Below are 15,677 nucleotides of genomic sequence, written 5' to 3' on the forward strand. Positions count from 1 at the left end.
CAGGTCGGAAGCGAACTGGGCGAAGGCCGCGAGTTCGCGGTACTGCGCGAGGTCGGTACGGATACCGCCAGACAGGTTCTTGATCAGCTTGGTCTGGGCAGCACCACCCACGCGCGACACCGAGATACCGGCGTTGATGGCGGGACGGATGCCGGCGTTGAACAGGCTGGTTTCCAGGAAGATCTGACCGTCGGTGATGGAGATCACGTTGGTCGGCACGAAGGCCGAAACGTCACCGGCTTGCGTCTCGATGATGGGCAGCGCGGTCAGCGAACCGGTCTGGCCCTTGACTTCACCCTTGGTGAAGGCTTCGACGTAGTCGGCGTTCACGCGGGCGGCGCGCTCGAGCAGACGGCTGTGGAGATAGAAGATGTCGCCAGGGAAGGCTTCGCGACCCGGGGGACGGCGCAGCAGCAGGGACACCTGACGGTAGGCAACGGCCTGCTTGGACAGGTCGTCATAAATGATCAGGGCGTCCTGGCCGCGATCACGGAAGTACTCACCCATGGTGCAGCCCGAGTAGGCCGACAGGTACTGCATGGCGGCCGACTCAGAGGCCGATGCGGCGACCACGATGGTGTAGTCCATCGCGCCGGCTTGCTCCAGCGCGCGCACCACGTTCTTGATCGACGACGCCTTCTGACCGATGGCGACGTAGATACAGGTCATGTTCTGACCCTTCTGGTTGATGATCGCGTCGATCGCCACGGCCGTCTTGCCGGTCTGACGGTCGCCGATGATCAGCTCGCGCTGGCCACGGCCAATTGGCACCATGGAGTCGATCGACTTCAGGCCGGTCTGCACCGGCTGGTCAACGGACTGACGCGCGATAACGCCCGGAGCGACCTTCTCGATCACGTCCGTCAGTTTGGTGTTGATCGGGCCTTTGCCGTCGATGGGCTGCCCCAGCGCGTTGACCACGCGACCCACGAGTTCGGGGCCCACGGGCACTTCGAGAATGCGGCCCGTGCACTTGACGGTATCGCCTTCGGAGATGTGTTCGTATTCGCCCAGAATCACCGAGCCCACAGAGTCGCGCTCAAGGTTGAGCGCCAGACCGAAGGTGGGCACGCCGTCCTTGGTGGCCGGAAACTCGAGCATTTCGCCCTGCATCACATCGGACAGGCCATGGATGCGGACGATACCGTCGGTCACGGAGACCACGGTGCCCTGGTTGCGCACGTCGGCGCTGGCATCCAGACCCTCGATGCGCGACTTGATCAGTTCGGAAATTTCAGCGGGATTGAGCTGCATGACTCTTTCCTTCAATCGTTAATGGTTATGCGGCGCGGGCAGGTCAGGGCCTTGAAACCCGGTCAGGCCGTGAGGGCCATCTTCATCTGTTCCAGGCGGGCCTTGACCGAGGTGTCGAGCACCTCGTCGCCGACCACCACACGAATGCCGCCAATCAACTCGGGCTGCACTTCGACCTGGACATTGAGCTTGCGTTCGAAGCGCTTCTCCAGCACGGCGGCCAGATCGGCCAGCGAAGCCGCCTCGACAGGGAAGGCGCTGTAGACCGTCGCGTCCGAGGAGCCTTGCTGCGCGTTCTTGAGCGCGCGGAACTGGCTCGCAATCTCGGGCAGCGCCGTCAAGCGGCCATTGTCGAGGACCGTGCGCAGGAAGTTCTGGCCAGCCGTCGGCAGCGGGGTCTTCAGCACGCCGGCGATCAGATCGAACACCTGCTGCGTCGACGCTTTCGGGTTGTCGGCGAATTGCAGCAGTTGATCGTCAGCGGCGACAACAGCCAGGGCATCGAGCCAGGCTGCCGTTGCGGCTGCGTCCTGGCCACATGCCTTGAACAGCGCTTCCGCGTAGGGGCGGGCAATGGTGGCGATTTCGGCCATGGGTCGTTCCTGTGGGCTCGATCAGAGCTCGGTCTTGAGGCGGCTGAGCAGGTCAGCGTGCACGCCGGCGTTGACTTCCTTGCGCAGGATCTGTTCGGCACCTTTGACGGCCAGCACAGCCACTTGTTCGCGCAGCGATTCACGCGCCTTGACCACCTGCTGATCAGCCTCCTGGCGCGCAGCGGCCACGATCTTGGCGGCCTCGTCGTTCGCGCGGGCCTTGGCCTCTTCGATGATGGTTTGCGCACGGCGCTCGGCATCGGCCAGACGGGTCGCCGATTCGTCGCGCGATTTGCTCAACTCGGCTTCGACACGCTGATTGGCCGCGGCCAGCTCGGTCTTTGCCTTTTCGGAGGCCGCCAGGCCTTCGGAAATCTTCAGCGCGCGCTCATCCAGGGCCTTGGCGATCGGTGGCCAGATGAACTTCATCGTGAACCAGATCAGGATCGCAAAGACGATGGCCTGCGCAAAGAGGGTTGCATTGATGTTCATCGCAACGCCTTTCTGTGTGGACTAAATGGGATACACACCGACCACCGTGAACGGGGACAGGCAGACATCAGTTCAAAGCGAACCGCGTGCCAACCTGCCCCACGGGGCCGACCAACCAATTACAGGGTGAACGGGTTGGCGAAAGCGAACAGCAGCGCGATGGCCACGCCGATCAGGAAGGCAGCGTCGATCAGGCCGGCCAGAATGAACATCTTGGTTTGCAGGTCGTTCATGAGTTCGGGCTGACGGGCCGACGACTCGAGGAACTTGCCGCCCATCAGCGCAATGCCGATGGAAGCGCCGATGGCGCCCAGACCGACGATGAGGCCGCAAGCCAGAGCGACGAGACCCAGAACGTTTTCCATGATGACTCCTGTTGAGATGGAAGTTTGTTGAGAAAAAAGAAACGAAGCGAAATTACCCGAGCGCGTCCAGGACGGCCGCGTCAGTGAGCGTCATGCGCCTGCCCCAGATAGATGAGGGCCAGCATCATGAAGATGAACGCCTGCAAGGTGATGACCAGAATGTGGAACAAGGTCCACACCGTGCCAGCGATCAGGTGTCCGACGAAGAAGAGTCCACCGCTGAGCGAGAGGGTGGCATAGGCACCCAGCAGCGCGATCAGCATGAACACCAGCTCACCCGCGAACATGTTGCCAAACAACCGCATGCCGTGCGAAACCGTCTTCGCCACGAACTCGATCATTTGCATCAGGAAGTTGACCATGCCCAGCAGCAGCGCGAACACCGGGTTCTTGCTGGTGCCAAAAGGCGCCGTCACCAATTCGTGTGTCCAGCCGCCCAGGCCTTTGATCTTGATGTTGTAGAACAGGCAGAGCAGCAGGACAGAGACAGACAGGCCGAGTGTGGTGGACAGGTCAGCGGTGGGCACCACGCGCAGGTGGTCGCTGATGCCCATGGCAGGGCCGGCCTTGTGCCAGATCTGCGGCAGCAGATCGACCGGCAGCATGTCCATGAAGTTCATCAGGAAGATCCACACGAACACGGCCAGCGCCAGGGGAGCAATCAGCTTGCGGCTGGTGGCGTTGTGAATCATGGCCTTGGCCTGGTTGTCGACCATCTCGACCAGAATTTCGACCGCCGCCTGGAAGCGGCCAGGCACACCAGCCGTCGCATTGCGCGCGGCGCGCCAGAAAACGAAACACATCAGCAGGCCAAGCAAGGAACTCACGACGACCGAGTCCACGTTCAGGACGGAAAAGTCGACGATCGAGCCCTGATGGTGATTCGTCAGGTGAACGAGGTGGTGGCGGATGTACTCGCCAGGGGTCAGAGTGCCTTCAGCAGCCATTTGTGTGCACCAATGCGCAGAGCGTCAACCGTTTGCATGCGGTCTGCGGGCCTGGAGCAACGCCCCGAACCAGTAGACCTTGAGAACCAACACCAGCCCGACCAGCAACCCGATCCAGTTCGGCTCCGGCAGGATCCAGACCGCCGCGGCCAGAAGAGCCACCGACAGCAAGACCTTGACGCCTTCCCAGAACAGGAAACCGACCAGTGCAGCCTGCGCAAAGCCCGACAACAGCCGGGACAGAGCGCTGGAGGTGAGTCCGTAGGCCATCAAGGCCGACGGAATGGCCACCGCCGCCGCACCGTAGAGCACCGACACCGCCAAAGCCCCCGACTGCCAAAGCAATCCGGCGGCCAGGGCAGCGAGCAGGCCCACGAGCCACTGCACCCCCACCAGCCGCCAAAGGGATAACTTTGGCTGGCCAGCGCGCCACTGCTGCGCCTGTTCACGCGTCAGCGGCTTGAATTCGGGTTCTTGCACCCCATCTTCCTGTTCATCTGTCCACTGCGATGTCGGCTGGGCTGGGAGCATGGTCGACATCGCGATCGGTGGTCTTTCGACAGACAAATGGCAGGCGGGTCCGGGTCGCAAAGCCATTGATTATACGTAGAAACCCCAAAGCGCCGTCAAGGCGCGCGGGTCGGGGAGCGCCTGCGCCAGCCCGGTTCGATAATTCCGCGATGAACACACCCCAGCTACCCGATTCGCTTTGTTACCTCGACGGCGAATACAGCGCGCTCAGAGACGCTCGTGTGAGCGTTCTGGACCGCGGCTTCATCTTCGGTGACGGCGTCTACGAAGTGCTTCCGGTCTACGGCGGCAAGATTTTTCGCTTCGCGGAGCACATGGCGCGCCTGGACCGCTCGCTGGGTGAGCTGCGAATCGCCAACCCCCACTCGCGCGATGAATGGCTGGCGATCGCGCGCCGCCTCATTGCCGATCAAAGCGACCGCGGCGCACGCGATCAGCTGATCTACCTGCAAATCACCCGCGGCGTGGCGTTGCGCGACCACGTGATGCCCCAGGGCCTGACGCCGACCGTGTTCGCCATGGCCAGCGCGATGAAGCCGCCCTCTGCCGAGCAGCGTGCACAAGGTGTGGCCTGCGTCACGGCGGATGACTTCAGATGGCAGAAGGCTCACATCAAGAGCACCAGCCTGCTCGGCGCCGTGTTTGCCCGGCAAATCAGTGCCGACGTGGGCGCAGTCGAGACCGTGATGTTCCGCGACGGTTTTCTGAGTGAAGCGGCTGCCAGCAACGTCTGGGTGGTGCGTGATGGCAAGGTACTGGGCACACCCAACGACAACCTTGTGCTCGAAGGCATTCGATACGGATTGATCGAGTCGATCTGTGCCGCCGAGGGCATCCCTTTCGAACTGCGGCGCATCACCCGTGAAGAGGTGGCCAGCGCCGACGAGGTGTTTCTGTCCTCCGCCACCAAGGAGGTGCTCGCCGTCACCACACTGGACGGTCAGCCAGTGGGCAATGGCCGACCCGGGCCCGTGGTAGCCCGCCTGCACGCCGCTTACCAACGCGCGATCGCCGAGCAGTCGATCTGAGACTAGCCATGAATTTGCCACCCGACATTCCGCCCGAGCAATCGCTCATCACCTACCCCACGCATTTCCCTATCAAGGTCATGGGCGAAAACGTGGAAGGATTTGCCGAGGCCATCGTCAAAATTGCGCTCGCCTTCGACCCTGACTTCGACCCCGCCACGCTCGAGCATCGCCCCAGCAAGGCCGGCAACTACCTGGGGCTGACGGTCACCGTGCGTGTCACGTCGCGCGAGCACCTGGACGAGGTCTACCGCACCTTGACCACCCACCCCATGGTCAAAGTGGTGCTGTAACGGCACGGTGACCCCGGTGACGATTGCGACGCGCTGGCTCGGCCAGGTTGACTACCTGCCGATCTATGAAGCCATGCAGGCCTTCACGGCCCTGCGAACCCCGGACACGCCCGACGAGCTCTGGATTTGTGAACACCCGCCCGTCTTCACACAAGGCCTGGCCGGGCGGGAAGACCACCTGTTGGCTCCCGGCGACATTGCGGTGGTCGCCACCAACCGCGGCGGCCAGGTGACCTTCCACGGGCCGGGCCAGGTGGTGGCCTATCCACTGATTGACTTGCAACGCGCGGGCTACTTCGTGAAGGAATACGTCTACCGCATCGAGGAAGCGGTGATCCGAACGCTGGATCACTTCGGCGTGACCGGCCACCGCGTGGCCGGCGCGCCCGGCATTTATGTGCGGCTGGACGATCCGGCCAGCCACGCCCGCCTGCCCCAGGCCCCAGGACGGCGAGAGCCAGGCAGCCCGCCCCCGGAGCCCGTGTTTGACGGCTTGGGCAAGATCGCCGCGCTGGGCATCAAAGTCAGCCGCCATTGCACGTACCACGGCGTGGCACTCAATGTGGCCATGGACCTGCAACCCTTCCAGCGCATCAACCCTTGCGGCTATGCCGGCCTGCAAACGGTCGACCTTTCTACAATCGGCGTCACCGCTTCCTGGGACGAAGCGGCCCGGGTGCTGACGCAGCACCTCGCCGTGCTGCTGCGGCCCTGACCGTCCCCATCCGCCATGAGCACCACCTACGACCCCACCGCCAAGCAAAAGAGCCAGGCCAAGACCGCGCGCATTCCGATCAAGATCGTGCCGGCTGAAACGCTCAAGAAGCCGGAGTGGATCCGGGTCAAGGCGGGCAGCCCCACCACGCGCTTCTACGAGATCAAGGACATCCTGCGCAGCAACAAGCTGGTCACGGTGTGTGAAGAAGCCAGCTGCCCCAACATCGGTGAGTGTTTCGGCAAGGGCACGGCCACGTTCATGATCATGGGCGACAAGTGCACCCGCCGTTGCCCGTTCTGCGACGTTGGTCACGGCCGCCCCGACCCGCTCGACACCGACGAGCCGGTCAATCTGGCCAAGACCATTGCGCAGCTCAAGCTCAAGTACGTGGTGATCACCAGCGTCGACCGCGACGACCTGCGCGACGGTGGAGCTGGCCACTTTGTGGAATGCATCCGCAAGACCCGCGAGCTCTCGCCCGAGACGACCATCGAGGTGCTGGTGCCCGACTTCCGCGGTCGCGATGATCGCGCGCTCGACATCCTCAAGGCCGCGCCGCCGGATGTGATGAACCACAACCTGGAGACGGTGCCACGCCTGTACAAGGAAGCGCGACCGGGCTCCGACTACGCATTCAGCCTGAACCTGCTCAAGAAGTTCAAGGCCCTGTTTCCGCAGGTGCCCACCAAGAGCGGGCTCATGGTCGGCCTGGGCGAGACCGATGAAGAAATCCTGCAGGTCATGCAGGACATGCGCGCGCACGGCATCGACATGCTCACGATCGGGCAGTACCTCGCGCCCAGCGGGCACCACCTGCCGGTGCGGCGTTACGTGCACCCGGACACCTTCAAAATGTTCGAGGCCAAGGCCTACGAGATGGGTTTCACCCACGCCGCCGTGGGCGCCATGGTGCGCAGCAGCTACCACGCAGACCAGCAGGCTCATGGCGTGCTCGAGGCGCTGGCCAAATGACATGGGCACGTCCGGGCACGACCACATCGGTGTGCGGGCCTATGGGGCATCGCCCGGCAGCCATGCCCACGATCACTTCCAGATCCTGATCGGCCTCGAGGGCGTCCTCGAGCTGGAGGTAGCCGGCCACGGCCAACGCATTGGACCGGGCATCGGGTGCGTGGTCAGGCCCGGCGATCGACACGACTTCGAATCCAGCCTGGGCGCGCGCTGCCTGGTGCTGGACAGCCACGACGAAGGCTGGGCGCGCGCGCCTGGCACACCCAGCAGTGCAACAGTTGCCCTGGCGAGCTACCTGGCTGAGGCCTGCGAAAGGGCCCTGCCCCGCGCGCAAACCCTGGGGCCAGCCCTGTTGCTGGAAAGCTGGTTGCCCGCAGCCTCCGCAGTCATCCCCGCCACGCGACCACGCCGTGCGATCGACTGGATCGCACTGAGCACGTGGGCGCGCGCGCGTTGGTCGACGGCGCCGCTGGCTGTGGCCGACCTGGCCGCCCAGACGCACCTGAGCCCGGCGCAGTTCGCCGCGCGCTGCCGCCAGGAGCTTGGACAGAGCACCCAGCAATGGCTGCGCAACCTGCAGCTGGACCATGCCCAGGCATTGCGGCGTCAGGGCAGCAGCGTGGCCGAGGCCGCGCGCCTCAGCGGCTACCGCTCGCCCTCCGCGCTCACCGCTGCCTTGCGGCGCCGGGGACGCTGACACCTGTCGCGCGACGACAGACATGCGTTGGACGCCGACGCCAGCGGCGATGATCGCCGCATGTCCACCGCCAACCTGTTCGCCATCGGCGCCATCGCTCTATGGGCCTCATTGGCCGCCCTGGGCGTTGCGCTCACCCATGTACCGCCCTTTCTGCTGACCGGGCTCGGACTGCTGGTGGGCAGTCTGATCGCGCTGCCGTTGTCGCGCTTTGACTGGCGCCAGTGGCGCATACCCTTCGGCACGCTGGCGATCGGCGTCTATGGGTTGTTCGGCTTTCACTTTCTGTTGTTCATCGCCCTGCGCCACGCACCACCCGTGCAGGCCAACCTGGTGAACTACCTCTGGCCGCTGGGCATCGTGGTGATGGCGCCGCTGTTTCTGCCGGGGGTGCGCCTGACGGTGCGCCACGTGGTGGCGGCACTGGTGGGGTTTGCCGGCGCCGCGCTGGCCATCCTCGGCACAGCTGGCGAGGCTCGCGCCACCTGGGCCTGGGGCTACCTGCCGGCGCTGGGCTCGGCCTTCATCTGGGCGAGCTACTCGCTGCTGACCAAGCGGGTGCGCGCCTTCCCCACCGCAGCGATCGGCAGCTTCGCCGCCGTCTCGGGCCTGCTGTCGCTGGGCTGCCATGCCCTGCTGGAACCGGCGGTGACGCTGAGCGCCAAAGACATGGCCTTGATTGCGCTGCTGGGCCTGGGCCCGCTGGGTGGTGCGTTTTTTCTGTGGGACGCCGCACTCAAGCGCGGGGACGCGCGGCAGATCGGCGTGTTGAGCTTTCTCACGCCTTTGCTGTCGACCCTCACCCTGCTGGCGATGCGTGCCGAAATGCCCACCCCATCGATCGCACTCGCTGCCGCCATGATCATTGGCGCCGCGGTGGTCGCCACCCGGCAACGCTGAGCGGCGGGCTCAGTCCGCCAGCAAGGCGGCGGGCTCTTCGGCGTTCAACACTTCCTGCGCCCAGGCCGCCAGCTTGCTGGTGTCGCTGCGCAGGATCTGCTGCTTGACCGCCAGGATCTGCGACGGGTGCATCGAGAAGCTGCGCAGACCCAGACCCAGCAGCAGTCGCGTCATGGTCACGTCGCCGGCCATTTCGCCGCACACGCTCACGCCCCGCCCCTGCGCGTTGGCCTGGGCAATGGTGTTGGCCACCAGGTGCAGCACCGCCGGGTGCAAGGGGTCGTAGAGGTGGGCCACCGCCTCATCGGCCCGATCGATGGCCAGCGTGTACTGGATGAGGTCGTTGGTGCCGATCGACAGGAAATCGAAGTGCCGCAGGAACAGCGGAATGGTGAGTGCCGCAGCCGGCACCTCGATCATGGCGCCCAGCCGGACCGGGCCATGCGCCACACCCGCTGCATCAAGTTGCTCTCTGGCCTTGGCCACCAGCTGCAGCGTCTGACGAATCTCGGCGCCGTGCGCCAGCATCGGGATGAGCAGGTTCACCGGCCCATGCGCCGCGGCGCGAAGAATGGCGCGCAGCTGGGCGAGAAACATCGACGGGTCGGCCAGGCTCCATCGAATGGCGCGCAGACCGAGTGCCGGGTTGAGGTGGTCGTCGCTGCGGGACGCGGCGCGATCCAGCGGTTTGTCGGCCCCCACGTCCACCGTGCGGATGGTGACGGGCAAGCCCTGCATGCCCTCGACGGCGCGCAGGTAGGCGCGGTACTGCTCTTCCTCGTCGGGCGTCTGCCCCTCGCGGCCCATGAACAGAAATTCGCTGCGGAACAGACCCACGCCCATGGCACCGGCCTTGATGGCGGCCACCGTGTCGTCGGGCTGTTCGATGTTGGCCAGCAGCTCGATCTTCTGACCGTCCAGCGTGACCGCCGGCGTGTGCTGCAGGCGCGAAAGCTTCTCGCGCTCGATCTCGCCCTGGCGGCGCTTGAAGCCGTACTCTGCCAGCACGATGGGCGATGGATCGACCACCACCACGCCGGCGTCACCGTCGATGATGACCCAGTCGTCCTGGCGGATGAGGTGACTGGCCGAGCGCGCGCCCACCACCGCGGGGATGTCCATGCTGCGCGCAACGATGGCGGTGTGGCTGGTCTTGCCGCCCACGTCGGTCACGAAGCCGGCAAACACGCTTTGCTTGAACTGCAACATGTCGGCCGGCGACAGGTCGTGCGCGATCAGCACCAGTGGGTCTTCGCTGTCGCGTCGCGCCGGATCAACCACGCCCGCCGCGGCCATGGGCGAGGTCTCGCCGCGCATCACACGCAGCATGCGATCGACCACCTGTTCGAGGTCGGCCTTGCGCTCGCGCAGGTACGGGTCTTCCATCTCGTCGAACTGCCGCGAGATGACCTCCAGCTGGGTGGTCAGCGCCCACTCGGCGTTGTAGTGGCGATCGACCACCCAGTGCCGCACCCCTGCAGACAACTGCTCGTCCTGCAGCAGCATCAGGTGCACGTCGAGCACCGCCGTGAGTTCGGGGTGCGCATCGGCCGGGCCCATCTCGGCCAGGCTCTTCTGTACCCGCGCAATGTCGTCCGAGACGGCCACCCGCGCGCGGCGCAGGCGTTCGAGCTCGGCCTCGGTCTCTTCGGCCGGCACCAGGTAGTGCGCCACGTCAATGCGGCTGGCCGCCACGATTACCGCCCGCCCAATGGCCACGCCACGGGACACCGCGAGACCGTGCACTGCGAACGTCATGTTTCGCCGCCGGGCCGCCCCAAGGTGAAGCAACCCACTCGTGAAACAGCAACCCGCGCAGCGGTGGAACGCGGGGGCCGCGTTTCGCCGCCGGGCCGCCCCAAGGCGAAACAGCCCCCCAGGGGGGCAGCGACCCGCGCAGCGGCGGAGCGTGGGGGCCTCATCACTCGCCTTCGCCGAACTTGTCGTTGATGAGCGCCAGCAGCGCATCCATGGCGACTTGTTCGTCCGCCCCATTGATCTCGATGTCGACCGTGCTGCCGATGCCGGCGGCCAGCATCATCACGCCCATGATGCTCTTGGCATTGACACGCCGTTCACCTCGCGACATCCAGACCTCGCTGGCAAAACTGCCGGCCAGCTTGGTGAGCTTGGCCGAGGCGCGGGCGTGAAGGCCCAGCTTATTGCTGATGGTCACGGTGGTCTTGATCATGCGTGGCTCGTCTGGCCTGGTTTTGTGGGGCGGTCACGGCCACCTGCATCACGCCCTGGGTGGCACCGATCAGGGCACGCGAGATCAGCGCGTCGAGCGATTCGTGCCGGTAGCTCACGGTGCGCAGCAGCATGGGCAGGTTCACCCCGGTGATGAGCTTGCTGCGCACGCCGTCAATGAGTTTTTGCGCCACGTTGCAGGGCGTGGCGCCGAACACGTCGGTCACCACCAGCGTCTGCGGTCGGGCCATCTGCGTGAGCAGCAGGCGCGCCTGCGCCAGCGTTTCTTCGGGCGGCACATTGGGCTGAACGTCCAGTGCTACCACGGCCTCGTGCGCGTCGGGAAAGACATGCAGCACGCACTGCCGCAAGGCCGAAGCCAGCGGGGCGTGCGCGATCAGCAGGATGCCGTTCATGCGCGCAGTGTAGCGGCGCGATCGCGTTCGATACGCCGCCAGCCGCGCCAGAACGCGCCATAGGCCGCGACGCCGCACAAGCCAAACACCGCCACGGCGGCTCGGTAACTGTCCGCCTGGCCCAACCCGGCATGGCCGAACGCATCGATGGCGAGCCCGATACCCCACTGCAACACAAACACCCCGCCGAAAATGACCAGATTGAACGCCGAGAGCGCACGCCCTGCCGCGTGCAGCGGCAAGGCCATGGCCACCGCGGGCTGCGACAGCGAGACAAAGGTCGAGCTGACGCAGAACAGCGCCCACATCAGCCAGCCGGCCTGTGCGCCCATGACCACGATGGCCAGCAACACCAGCAGGCTGATGGGCAGGCCCCAGCCAATCAGCGTCTCGGGCCGCCAGCCGTGCCGGGCAAGGTGCGGGTTGACCACGCCCCAGGTCCAGAACGCGCACAACATGCTGAGATTGATGGCAAACAGGCCGGCCGCGGCTTCTGCCGGTGTGTGCCCGCCCACGTTGACCATCCAGGGGCCGGCCCACAGGGTCTGGATGGCCACCATGCCGCCATAGTTCACGAACCCCACGGGCAACATGGTCCGGAAGTAGGGGTTGCGCCAGATCTGGCGGTAGTCGACCGCCTCGGGCACCGGTGCACCGGGTTCTTCGTCCGGCGCGGCTACACCCTGGCGCCAGGGCGGCAGCGTCCACGCCGAGACGCCCATGGCCACCACGATGAGCACGGCCAGCAGCCAGAACAGCCCGCGCCAACCCAACACCGGCATAAGCCACTGCACCGGCAGCGTCGCGGCCACCATGCCCATGGAGCCGGTCATCAGCATCCAGGAGTTGGCGCGCAGCTGAACCGACGGCGTGAACCACCGCCGGAACCCGGTCAGCGGCGCCATCAGGCAGGCACTCAGCCCCATGCCGGTCAGCACCCGCGCAGCCAGCAGCCCGGTGAAGCTGTGGGCAGCGGCAAACGCCACGCAACCGATCACGGCGACGCCCAGAAAAGCGAGCAGCACCTGCTTGGGCCCGTGGCGGTCCAGCCAACGCCCCAGGGGCAGCTGGGTCAGCGCAAAACCGAAAAAGTACCCACCCGCCAACAACCCCAGGTCCCCAGGCGATAGCAGCAGCTCCGCACTGAGCGTGGGCGACAGGGTGGCGGTGATGGCACGCACCAGCGCCGACAGGAAGTAGGTGACCGCGAACACCAGAAACACCAGCACCACCGCCTGGCTCCCCAGGCGCTCGTCGTGCGGTGGCGTGGCTCGCGGATCGGTCATGGCAGCCGCAAGCCGTCAACAAAGGCCGCGAGCGCAGCGGCGTCCATGCGCTGGCCGTACACCGCCGCCTGAAACACCACGGAACCGTGCGTGAAGTGCACGGCGCGCATGTCGACCGAACCACCCTGGGGATCGACACCCGTGACCTGCAGGCCCAGCGACTGCTCGGCACCCGGCACCTGGACAACCCACTGCACCGCCGGCTCGTCGACGCGCGCGACATCGACGCGCACGCCCGCCAGACTGGCACGGCGCCAACCACTCAGCGATGGCGGGACGCGCACGGCATCGCCCACATCGGCCCAGGCCAGCGCGAAGGTCAGGCCGCCTGTCTCGCACGAGCGCATCTGCAGCCGGGTGGGCAGGCCGCCCAAGGGCACCTCGCGCTCGCCCGCGTCGGGCTTGCAGGGCATCAATGCCTCCAGGGGGGTGCCATCCACCGGCACGCTGCGCCAGTTGAACGTGGGACTGCAAGCGGCCAGCAGCGGCAATGCCAGCACGAACGAGAGCAAAGGGTGTGGAGAGGGCATGGAAACAATGGGGCGGCGGACTCGCCGCCGTGACAGCGCGGACGCATCGGGCTCGCGCACAATCCACGCATGAATGCTCTCGATGGTATCCGCGTCCTGGACTGCTCGCGCGTGCTCGCCGGGCCCTGGTGCACGCAAACGCTCGCCGACCTGGGCGCCGATGTGGTCAAGGTCGAACGCCCTCGCAGCCCGGGTCACCCCGGCGGCGACGACACGCGCGGCTGGGGTCCGCCGTTTCTGCGGGGCCGCGATGGGCAGGACACCGCCGAGGCCGCCTATTACCTGGGTGCCAATCGCAACAAGCGCTCCATCACCTGCGATCTGTCGGTGCCTGACGGGCAAGCGCTGATTCGCGAGCTGGCCACCAAGGCCAACGTGTTTGTCGAGAACTACAAGGTGGGCGACATGGCCCGCTACGGCCTGGACTTCCCCACGCTGCAGCAGATCAACCCGCGCCTTGTGTACTGCTCCATCACCGGCTTTGGGCAGACCGGCCCCTACAAGGACCGCGCCGGCTACGACTACGCCGTGCAAGGCATGGGCGGCCTGATGAGCATCACCGGCGAACGCGACGATCTGCCCGGCGGCGGGCCGCAGAAGGTGGGTGTGGCGGTGGCCGACCTGTTCACCGGGCTGTATGCCACCGTTGCCATCCAGGCCGCATTGCGGCACGCGGAGCACACCGGCCAGGGCCAACACGTCGACATGGCCCTGCTCGACACCCAGGTGGCCATGCTGGCCAACCTGGGCGCCAACTACCTGGTGCGCGGGCGCGAGGACGGCAAGGTGCCGGGCCGCGCGGGCAACGCGCACGCCAACATCGTGCCGTACCAGGTGTTCGAAGTGGCGCCCGATGCCAGCGGTCATGCGCAGCACATCATCCTGGCCGTGGGCAATGACGGGCAGTTCGCCCGCTTTTGCCAGGTGGCGGGACGGCCCGAGATCGCGGCCGACGAGCGCTTCGCGCTCAACCAGAACCGGGTGCGCCACCGCACAGTGCTGGTGCCAATGCTGGAGGCGATCCTCAAGTCGCGCGGCAAGGCCGATTGGCTCACCGCGCTGGAAGCGGCCAAGGTGCCCTGTGGCCCCATCAACGATCTGGCCGAGGTGTTTGCCGACCCGCACGTGCGCGAGCGGCAGATGGTGCACACCTGGCAGCACCCGCTGGCCGACAGCATCGAGCTGGTGGCCAGCCCAATCAAGATGAGCGCCACGCCCGTGCGCAACGACCTGCCACCGCCCTTGCTCGGTCAGCACACCGACGAGGTGTTGGCCGAGTGGATCGGTGCCGATTCACAGCGCCTGACGCAACTTCGGGACGCCGGCGCCATCTGAGTCTCAACATGGCCTACCAACCCCTGCCCACCCCCGCCTCGCTGCGCGCCACCGCCCAGGCTGCCGCCGAGCGCGGCCAGCCCCTCGTGGTCATGACGACCTTGCAGGGCTGCGTGTACTGCGAGCTGGTGCGCAACAGCTACCTGCACCCCTTCATGCGCGAGGGCAAGGCCATCGCCGTGCAACTGGACGTGCAGGACCGTGCGACGGCAATCCAGGGCTTTGATGGCAGCACCACGTCGCCGGCGTCGCTGGCGCAGGCCTGGAAGGCGCGCTTCACCCCCACGGTGATGTTCTTCGGCCCCGACGGGCGCGAGCTGGCGGAGCGGTTGGTCGGTGTGGCGTCGGCCGACTACTACGGCCAATATCTCGAGCAACGCCTGGAGACCGCTCAGCGGGCCATCAAACGCTAGCAGGCACTCACTTGAGAGCGCCAAACACCTTCTTGAGAATGGCGCTGCCGGTGCCCACCGGGTCCTGGCGGATCTTGCGCTCCTCGTCGCCAATGATGGTGTACAGCCCGTCGAGCGACTTGCCGGTGACATAGCGCTCGACATTGGCGTCGGCGGGGTTGACCAGCCCCAGGCCCGAGGCCTTCTCAGCCACCCGGTTGTAGCTGCGCGCCAGGCCGACCTTCTGGGTAGTCTGGGTCACCACCGGCAGAAATTTTTCGCCCAGGGGTTCACGCGTCTTGGCCGCAAAGAACTGGGTGACCGAGTCGTCCCCGCCGCCCAGGATGTTCTTGGCGTCGGTCACGCTCATGGACTTCACGGCACCCACCAGCAAGTCCTTGCCCAGCGGCACCGCCTGCTCGGCCGCCCGGTTCATGCCGGTCACCAGCTCATCCACACGCTTGCCCTGGCCCGCGAACCGCAGGAACTTGGCGGCGTCCTCCAGATAGCCGGGCAACGGAATCCGAACTTTCGGGTTGCCAAGGAATCCATCGGTCTTGCCCAGCAGTGCCACGGCGGCCAGGGCGCCCTTTTCCAGGGCGGTCCGGATACCGTTGGTGGCGTCGCGGTCGGTCAGGTCGGCGATGGACAGCGCCCAGGCTTGCCGATGGGCTGCGACAATCAGGCCCCCCAGGCTGCTGGCGATCAAGATTTGAAACTGACGGCGGTACATGGACG

20 protein-coding genes are annotated in these 15,677 nt (G+C 65.9%); 8 read left to right on the forward strand and 12 right to left on the reverse strand.

Features of this window, described 5'->3' with window-relative positions:
* The 6 genes from atpA to KF871_RS00030 all read right to left on the reverse strand — a co-directional run.
* A partial coding sequence (gene atpA, locus KF871_RS00005) for a F0F1 ATP synthase subunit alpha (protein ID WP_291136427.1) occupies positions 1 to 1,254 on the reverse strand: 1,254 nt, incomplete at its 3' end.
* A 62-nt stretch (positions 1,255 to 1,316) separates the two neighbouring features.
* A complete protein-coding gene (locus tag KF871_RS00010) occupies positions 1,317 to 1,847 on the reverse strand; it encodes a F0F1 ATP synthase subunit delta (protein WP_291136430.1) in 531 nt (176 codons plus the stop codon).
* Between the two features lie 21 nt (positions 1,848 to 1,868).
* On the reverse strand, positions 1,869 to 2,339 hold the full coding sequence (locus KF871_RS00015; RefSeq protein ID WP_291136433.1) for a F0F1 ATP synthase subunit B: 471 nt from the start codon (positions 2,337 to 2,339) through the stop codon (positions 1,869 to 1,871).
* Between the two features lie 119 nt (positions 2,340 to 2,458).
* Positions 2,459 to 2,704, reverse strand: coding sequence for a F0F1 ATP synthase subunit C (gene atpE / locus KF871_RS00020; RefSeq protein WP_009519254.1), 246 nt, complete (start codon positions 2,702 to 2,704; stop codon positions 2,459 to 2,461).
* An 80-nt stretch (positions 2,705 to 2,784) separates the two neighbouring features.
* Positions 2,785 to 3,651: a F0F1 ATP synthase subunit A gene (gene atpB / locus KF871_RS00025; protein WP_291136436.1), complete on the reverse strand. Its 867-nt coding sequence runs from the start codon at positions 3,649 to 3,651 to the stop codon at positions 2,785 to 2,787.
* Between the two features lie 24 nt (positions 3,652 to 3,675).
* Positions 3,676 to 4,191: an ATP synthase subunit I gene (locus KF871_RS00030; RefSeq protein WP_291136439.1), complete on the reverse strand. Its 516-nt coding sequence runs from the start codon at positions 4,189 to 4,191 to the stop codon at positions 3,676 to 3,678.
* A gap of 140 nt (positions 4,192 to 4,331) precedes the next feature.
* On the opposite strand from KF871_RS00030, the gene KF871_RS00035 reads away from it, so the two are divergent.
* The 6 genes from KF871_RS00035 to KF871_RS00060 all read left to right on the forward strand — a co-directional run bounded on the left by KF871_RS00035 (position 4,332) and on the right by KF871_RS00060 (position 8,790).
* Entirely contained in the window at positions 4,332 to 5,210 is an 879-nt protein-coding gene (locus tag KF871_RS00035) for a D-amino acid aminotransferase (protein WP_291136442.1), read from the forward strand.
* 8 nt (positions 5,211 to 5,218) lie between these two features.
* Complete coding sequence (locus KF871_RS00040; protein WP_291136445.1) at positions 5,219 to 5,503, forward strand: DUF493 family protein; 285 nt, start codon at positions 5,219 to 5,221, stop codon at positions 5,501 to 5,503.
* Between the two features lie 73 nt (positions 5,504 to 5,576).
* Positions 5,577 to 6,218 (forward strand): lipoyl(octanoyl) transferase LipB, encoded by a 642-nt coding sequence (gene lipB, locus KF871_RS00045; protein ID WP_291137367.1) that lies wholly within the window; start codon positions 5,577 to 5,579, stop codon positions 6,216 to 6,218.
* A 15-nt stretch (positions 6,219 to 6,233) separates the two neighbouring features.
* Positions 6,234 to 7,193 carry a lipoyl synthase gene (lipA, locus tag KF871_RS00050; RefSeq protein ID WP_291136448.1) on the forward strand — a complete coding sequence of 320 codons (960 nt, stop codon included), beginning with the start codon at positions 6,234 to 6,236 and terminating at the stop codon, positions 7,191 to 7,193.
* A gap of 1 nt (position 7,194) precedes the next feature.
* A complete protein-coding gene (locus tag KF871_RS00055; RefSeq protein ID WP_291136452.1) occupies positions 7,195 to 7,890 on the forward strand; it encodes an AraC family transcriptional regulator in 696 nt (231 codons plus the stop codon).
* Between the two features lie 60 nt (positions 7,891 to 7,950).
* A complete protein-coding gene (locus tag KF871_RS00060) occupies positions 7,951 to 8,790 on the forward strand; it encodes a DMT family transporter (RefSeq protein WP_291136455.1) in 840 nt (279 codons plus the stop codon).
* 9 nt (positions 8,791 to 8,799) lie between these two features.
* Here the strand turns inward: KF871_RS00060 and ptsP are convergent, their stop codons facing one another.
* The 5 genes from ptsP to KF871_RS00085 all read right to left on the reverse strand — a co-directional run bounded on the left by ptsP (position 8,800) and on the right by KF871_RS00085 (position 13,212).
* Entirely contained in the window at positions 8,800 to 10,548 is a 1,749-nt protein-coding gene (gene ptsP, locus KF871_RS00065) for a phosphoenolpyruvate--protein phosphotransferase (protein WP_291136458.1), read from the reverse strand.
* Between the two features lie 163 nt (positions 10,549 to 10,711).
* Positions 10,712 to 10,981, reverse strand: coding sequence for an HPr family phosphocarrier protein (locus tag KF871_RS00070; protein ID WP_291136462.1), 270 nt, complete (start codon positions 10,979 to 10,981; stop codon positions 10,712 to 10,714).
* A complete protein-coding gene (locus tag KF871_RS00075; protein ID WP_291136465.1) occupies positions 10,950 to 11,396 on the reverse strand; it encodes a PTS fructose transporter subunit IIA in 447 nt (148 codons plus the stop codon). Before KF871_RS00075 ends, KF871_RS00070 begins: the two co-directional genes overlap by 32 nt.
* The gene (locus KF871_RS00080) at positions 11,393 to 12,682 is read right to left on the reverse strand and encodes an MFS transporter (protein WP_291136468.1); all 1,290 of its coding nucleotides are present in this window, start codon (positions 12,680 to 12,682) and stop codon (positions 11,393 to 11,395) included. The genes KF871_RS00075 and KF871_RS00080 overlap by 4 nt, the downstream gene beginning before the upstream one ends.
* Complete coding sequence (locus KF871_RS00085; protein WP_291136470.1) at positions 12,679 to 13,212, reverse strand: hypothetical protein; 534 nt, start codon at positions 13,210 to 13,212, stop codon at positions 12,679 to 12,681. Before KF871_RS00085 ends, KF871_RS00080 begins: the two co-directional genes overlap by 4 nt.
* A gap of 69 nt (positions 13,213 to 13,281) precedes the next feature.
* Here KF871_RS00085 and KF871_RS00090 point away from each other — a divergent pair, with 69 nt between their 5' ends.
* Positions 13,282 to 14,547, forward strand: coding sequence for a CaiB/BaiF CoA-transferase family protein (locus KF871_RS00090; protein WP_291136472.1), 1,266 nt, complete (start codon positions 13,282 to 13,284; stop codon positions 14,545 to 14,547).
* Between the two features lie 8 nt (positions 14,548 to 14,555).
* Positions 14,556 to 14,960 carry a thioredoxin fold domain-containing protein gene (locus KF871_RS00095; RefSeq protein ID WP_291136474.1) on the forward strand — a complete coding sequence of 135 codons (405 nt, stop codon included), beginning with the start codon at positions 14,556 to 14,558 and terminating at the stop codon, positions 14,958 to 14,960.
* Between the two features lie 7 nt (positions 14,961 to 14,967).
* Here KF871_RS00095 and KF871_RS00100 read toward each other — a convergent pair whose 3' ends face one another.
* Positions 14,968 to 15,672, reverse strand: a complete 705-nt coding sequence (locus KF871_RS00100; protein ID WP_291136476.1) for a DUF4197 domain-containing protein — start codon at positions 15,670 to 15,672, stop codon at positions 14,968 to 14,970.
* Positions 15,673 to 15,677 lie beyond the last annotated feature (5 nt).

Source organism: Hydrogenophaga sp. (genome assembly GCF_019635465.1).
In the GTDB taxonomy this organism is placed as follows: domain Bacteria; phylum Pseudomonadota; class Gammaproteobacteria; order Burkholderiales; family Burkholderiaceae_C; genus Hydrogenophaga.

Excerpts from the sequence above, each read along its gene's own strand:
- KF871_RS00010 (WP_291136430.1), bottom strand. The coding sequence starts at position 1,847 with ATGGCCGAAATCGCCACCATTGCCCGCCCCTACGCGGAAGCGCTGTTC.
- KF871_RS00015 (WP_291136433.1), bottom strand. The coding sequence starts at position 2,339 with ATGAACATCAATGCAACCCTCTTTGCGCAGGCCATCGTCTTTGCGATC.
- atpE (WP_009519254.1), bottom strand. The coding sequence starts at position 2,704 with ATGGAAAACGTTCTGGGTCTCGTCGCTCTGGCTTGCGGCCTCATCGTC.
- atpB (WP_291136436.1), bottom strand. The coding sequence starts at position 3,651 with ATGGCTGCTGAAGGCACTCTGACCCCTGGCGAGTACATCCGCCACCAC.
- KF871_RS00030 (WP_291136439.1), bottom strand. The coding sequence starts at position 4,191 with ATGTCGACCATGCTCCCAGCCCAGCCGACATCGCAGTGGACAGATGAA.
- KF871_RS00035 (WP_291136442.1), top strand. The coding sequence starts at position 4,332 with ATGAACACACCCCAGCTACCCGATTCGCTTTGTTACCTCGACGGCGAA.
- KF871_RS00040 (WP_291136445.1), top strand. The coding sequence starts at position 5,219 with ATGAATTTGCCACCCGACATTCCGCCCGAGCAATCGCTCATCACCTAC.
- lipB (WP_291137367.1), top strand. The coding sequence starts at position 5,577 with ATGCAGGCCTTCACGGCCCTGCGAACCCCGGACACGCCCGACGAGCTC.
- lipA (WP_291136448.1), top strand. The coding sequence starts at position 6,234 with ATGAGCACCACCTACGACCCCACCGCCAAGCAAAAGAGCCAGGCCAAG.
- KF871_RS00055 (WP_291136452.1), top strand. The coding sequence starts at position 7,195 with ATGGGCACGTCCGGGCACGACCACATCGGTGTGCGGGCCTATGGGGCA.
- KF871_RS00060 (WP_291136455.1), top strand. The coding sequence starts at position 7,951 with ATGTCCACCGCCAACCTGTTCGCCATCGGCGCCATCGCTCTATGGGCC.
- ptsP (WP_291136458.1), bottom strand. The coding sequence starts at position 10,548 with ATGACGTTCGCAGTGCACGGTCTCGCGGTGTCCCGTGGCGTGGCCATT.
- KF871_RS00070 (WP_291136462.1), bottom strand. The coding sequence starts at position 10,981 with ATGATCAAGACCACCGTGACCATCAGCAATAAGCTGGGCCTTCACGCC.
- KF871_RS00075 (WP_291136465.1), bottom strand. The coding sequence starts at position 11,396 with ATGAACGGCATCCTGCTGATCGCGCACGCCCCGCTGGCTTCGGCCTTG.
- KF871_RS00080 (WP_291136468.1), bottom strand. The coding sequence starts at position 12,682 with ATGACCGATCCGCGAGCCACGCCACCGCACGACGAGCGCCTGGGGAGC.
- KF871_RS00085 (WP_291136470.1), bottom strand. The coding sequence starts at position 13,212 with ATGCCCTCTCCACACCCTTTGCTCTCGTTCGTGCTGGCATTGCCGCTG.
- KF871_RS00090 (WP_291136472.1), top strand. The coding sequence starts at position 13,282 with ATGAATGCTCTCGATGGTATCCGCGTCCTGGACTGCTCGCGCGTGCTC.
- KF871_RS00095 (WP_291136474.1), top strand. The coding sequence starts at position 14,556 with ATGGCCTACCAACCCCTGCCCACCCCCGCCTCGCTGCGCGCCACCGCC.
- KF871_RS00100 (WP_291136476.1), bottom strand. The coding sequence starts at position 15,672 with ATGTACCGCCGTCAGTTTCAAATCTTGATCGCCAGCAGCCTGGGGGGC.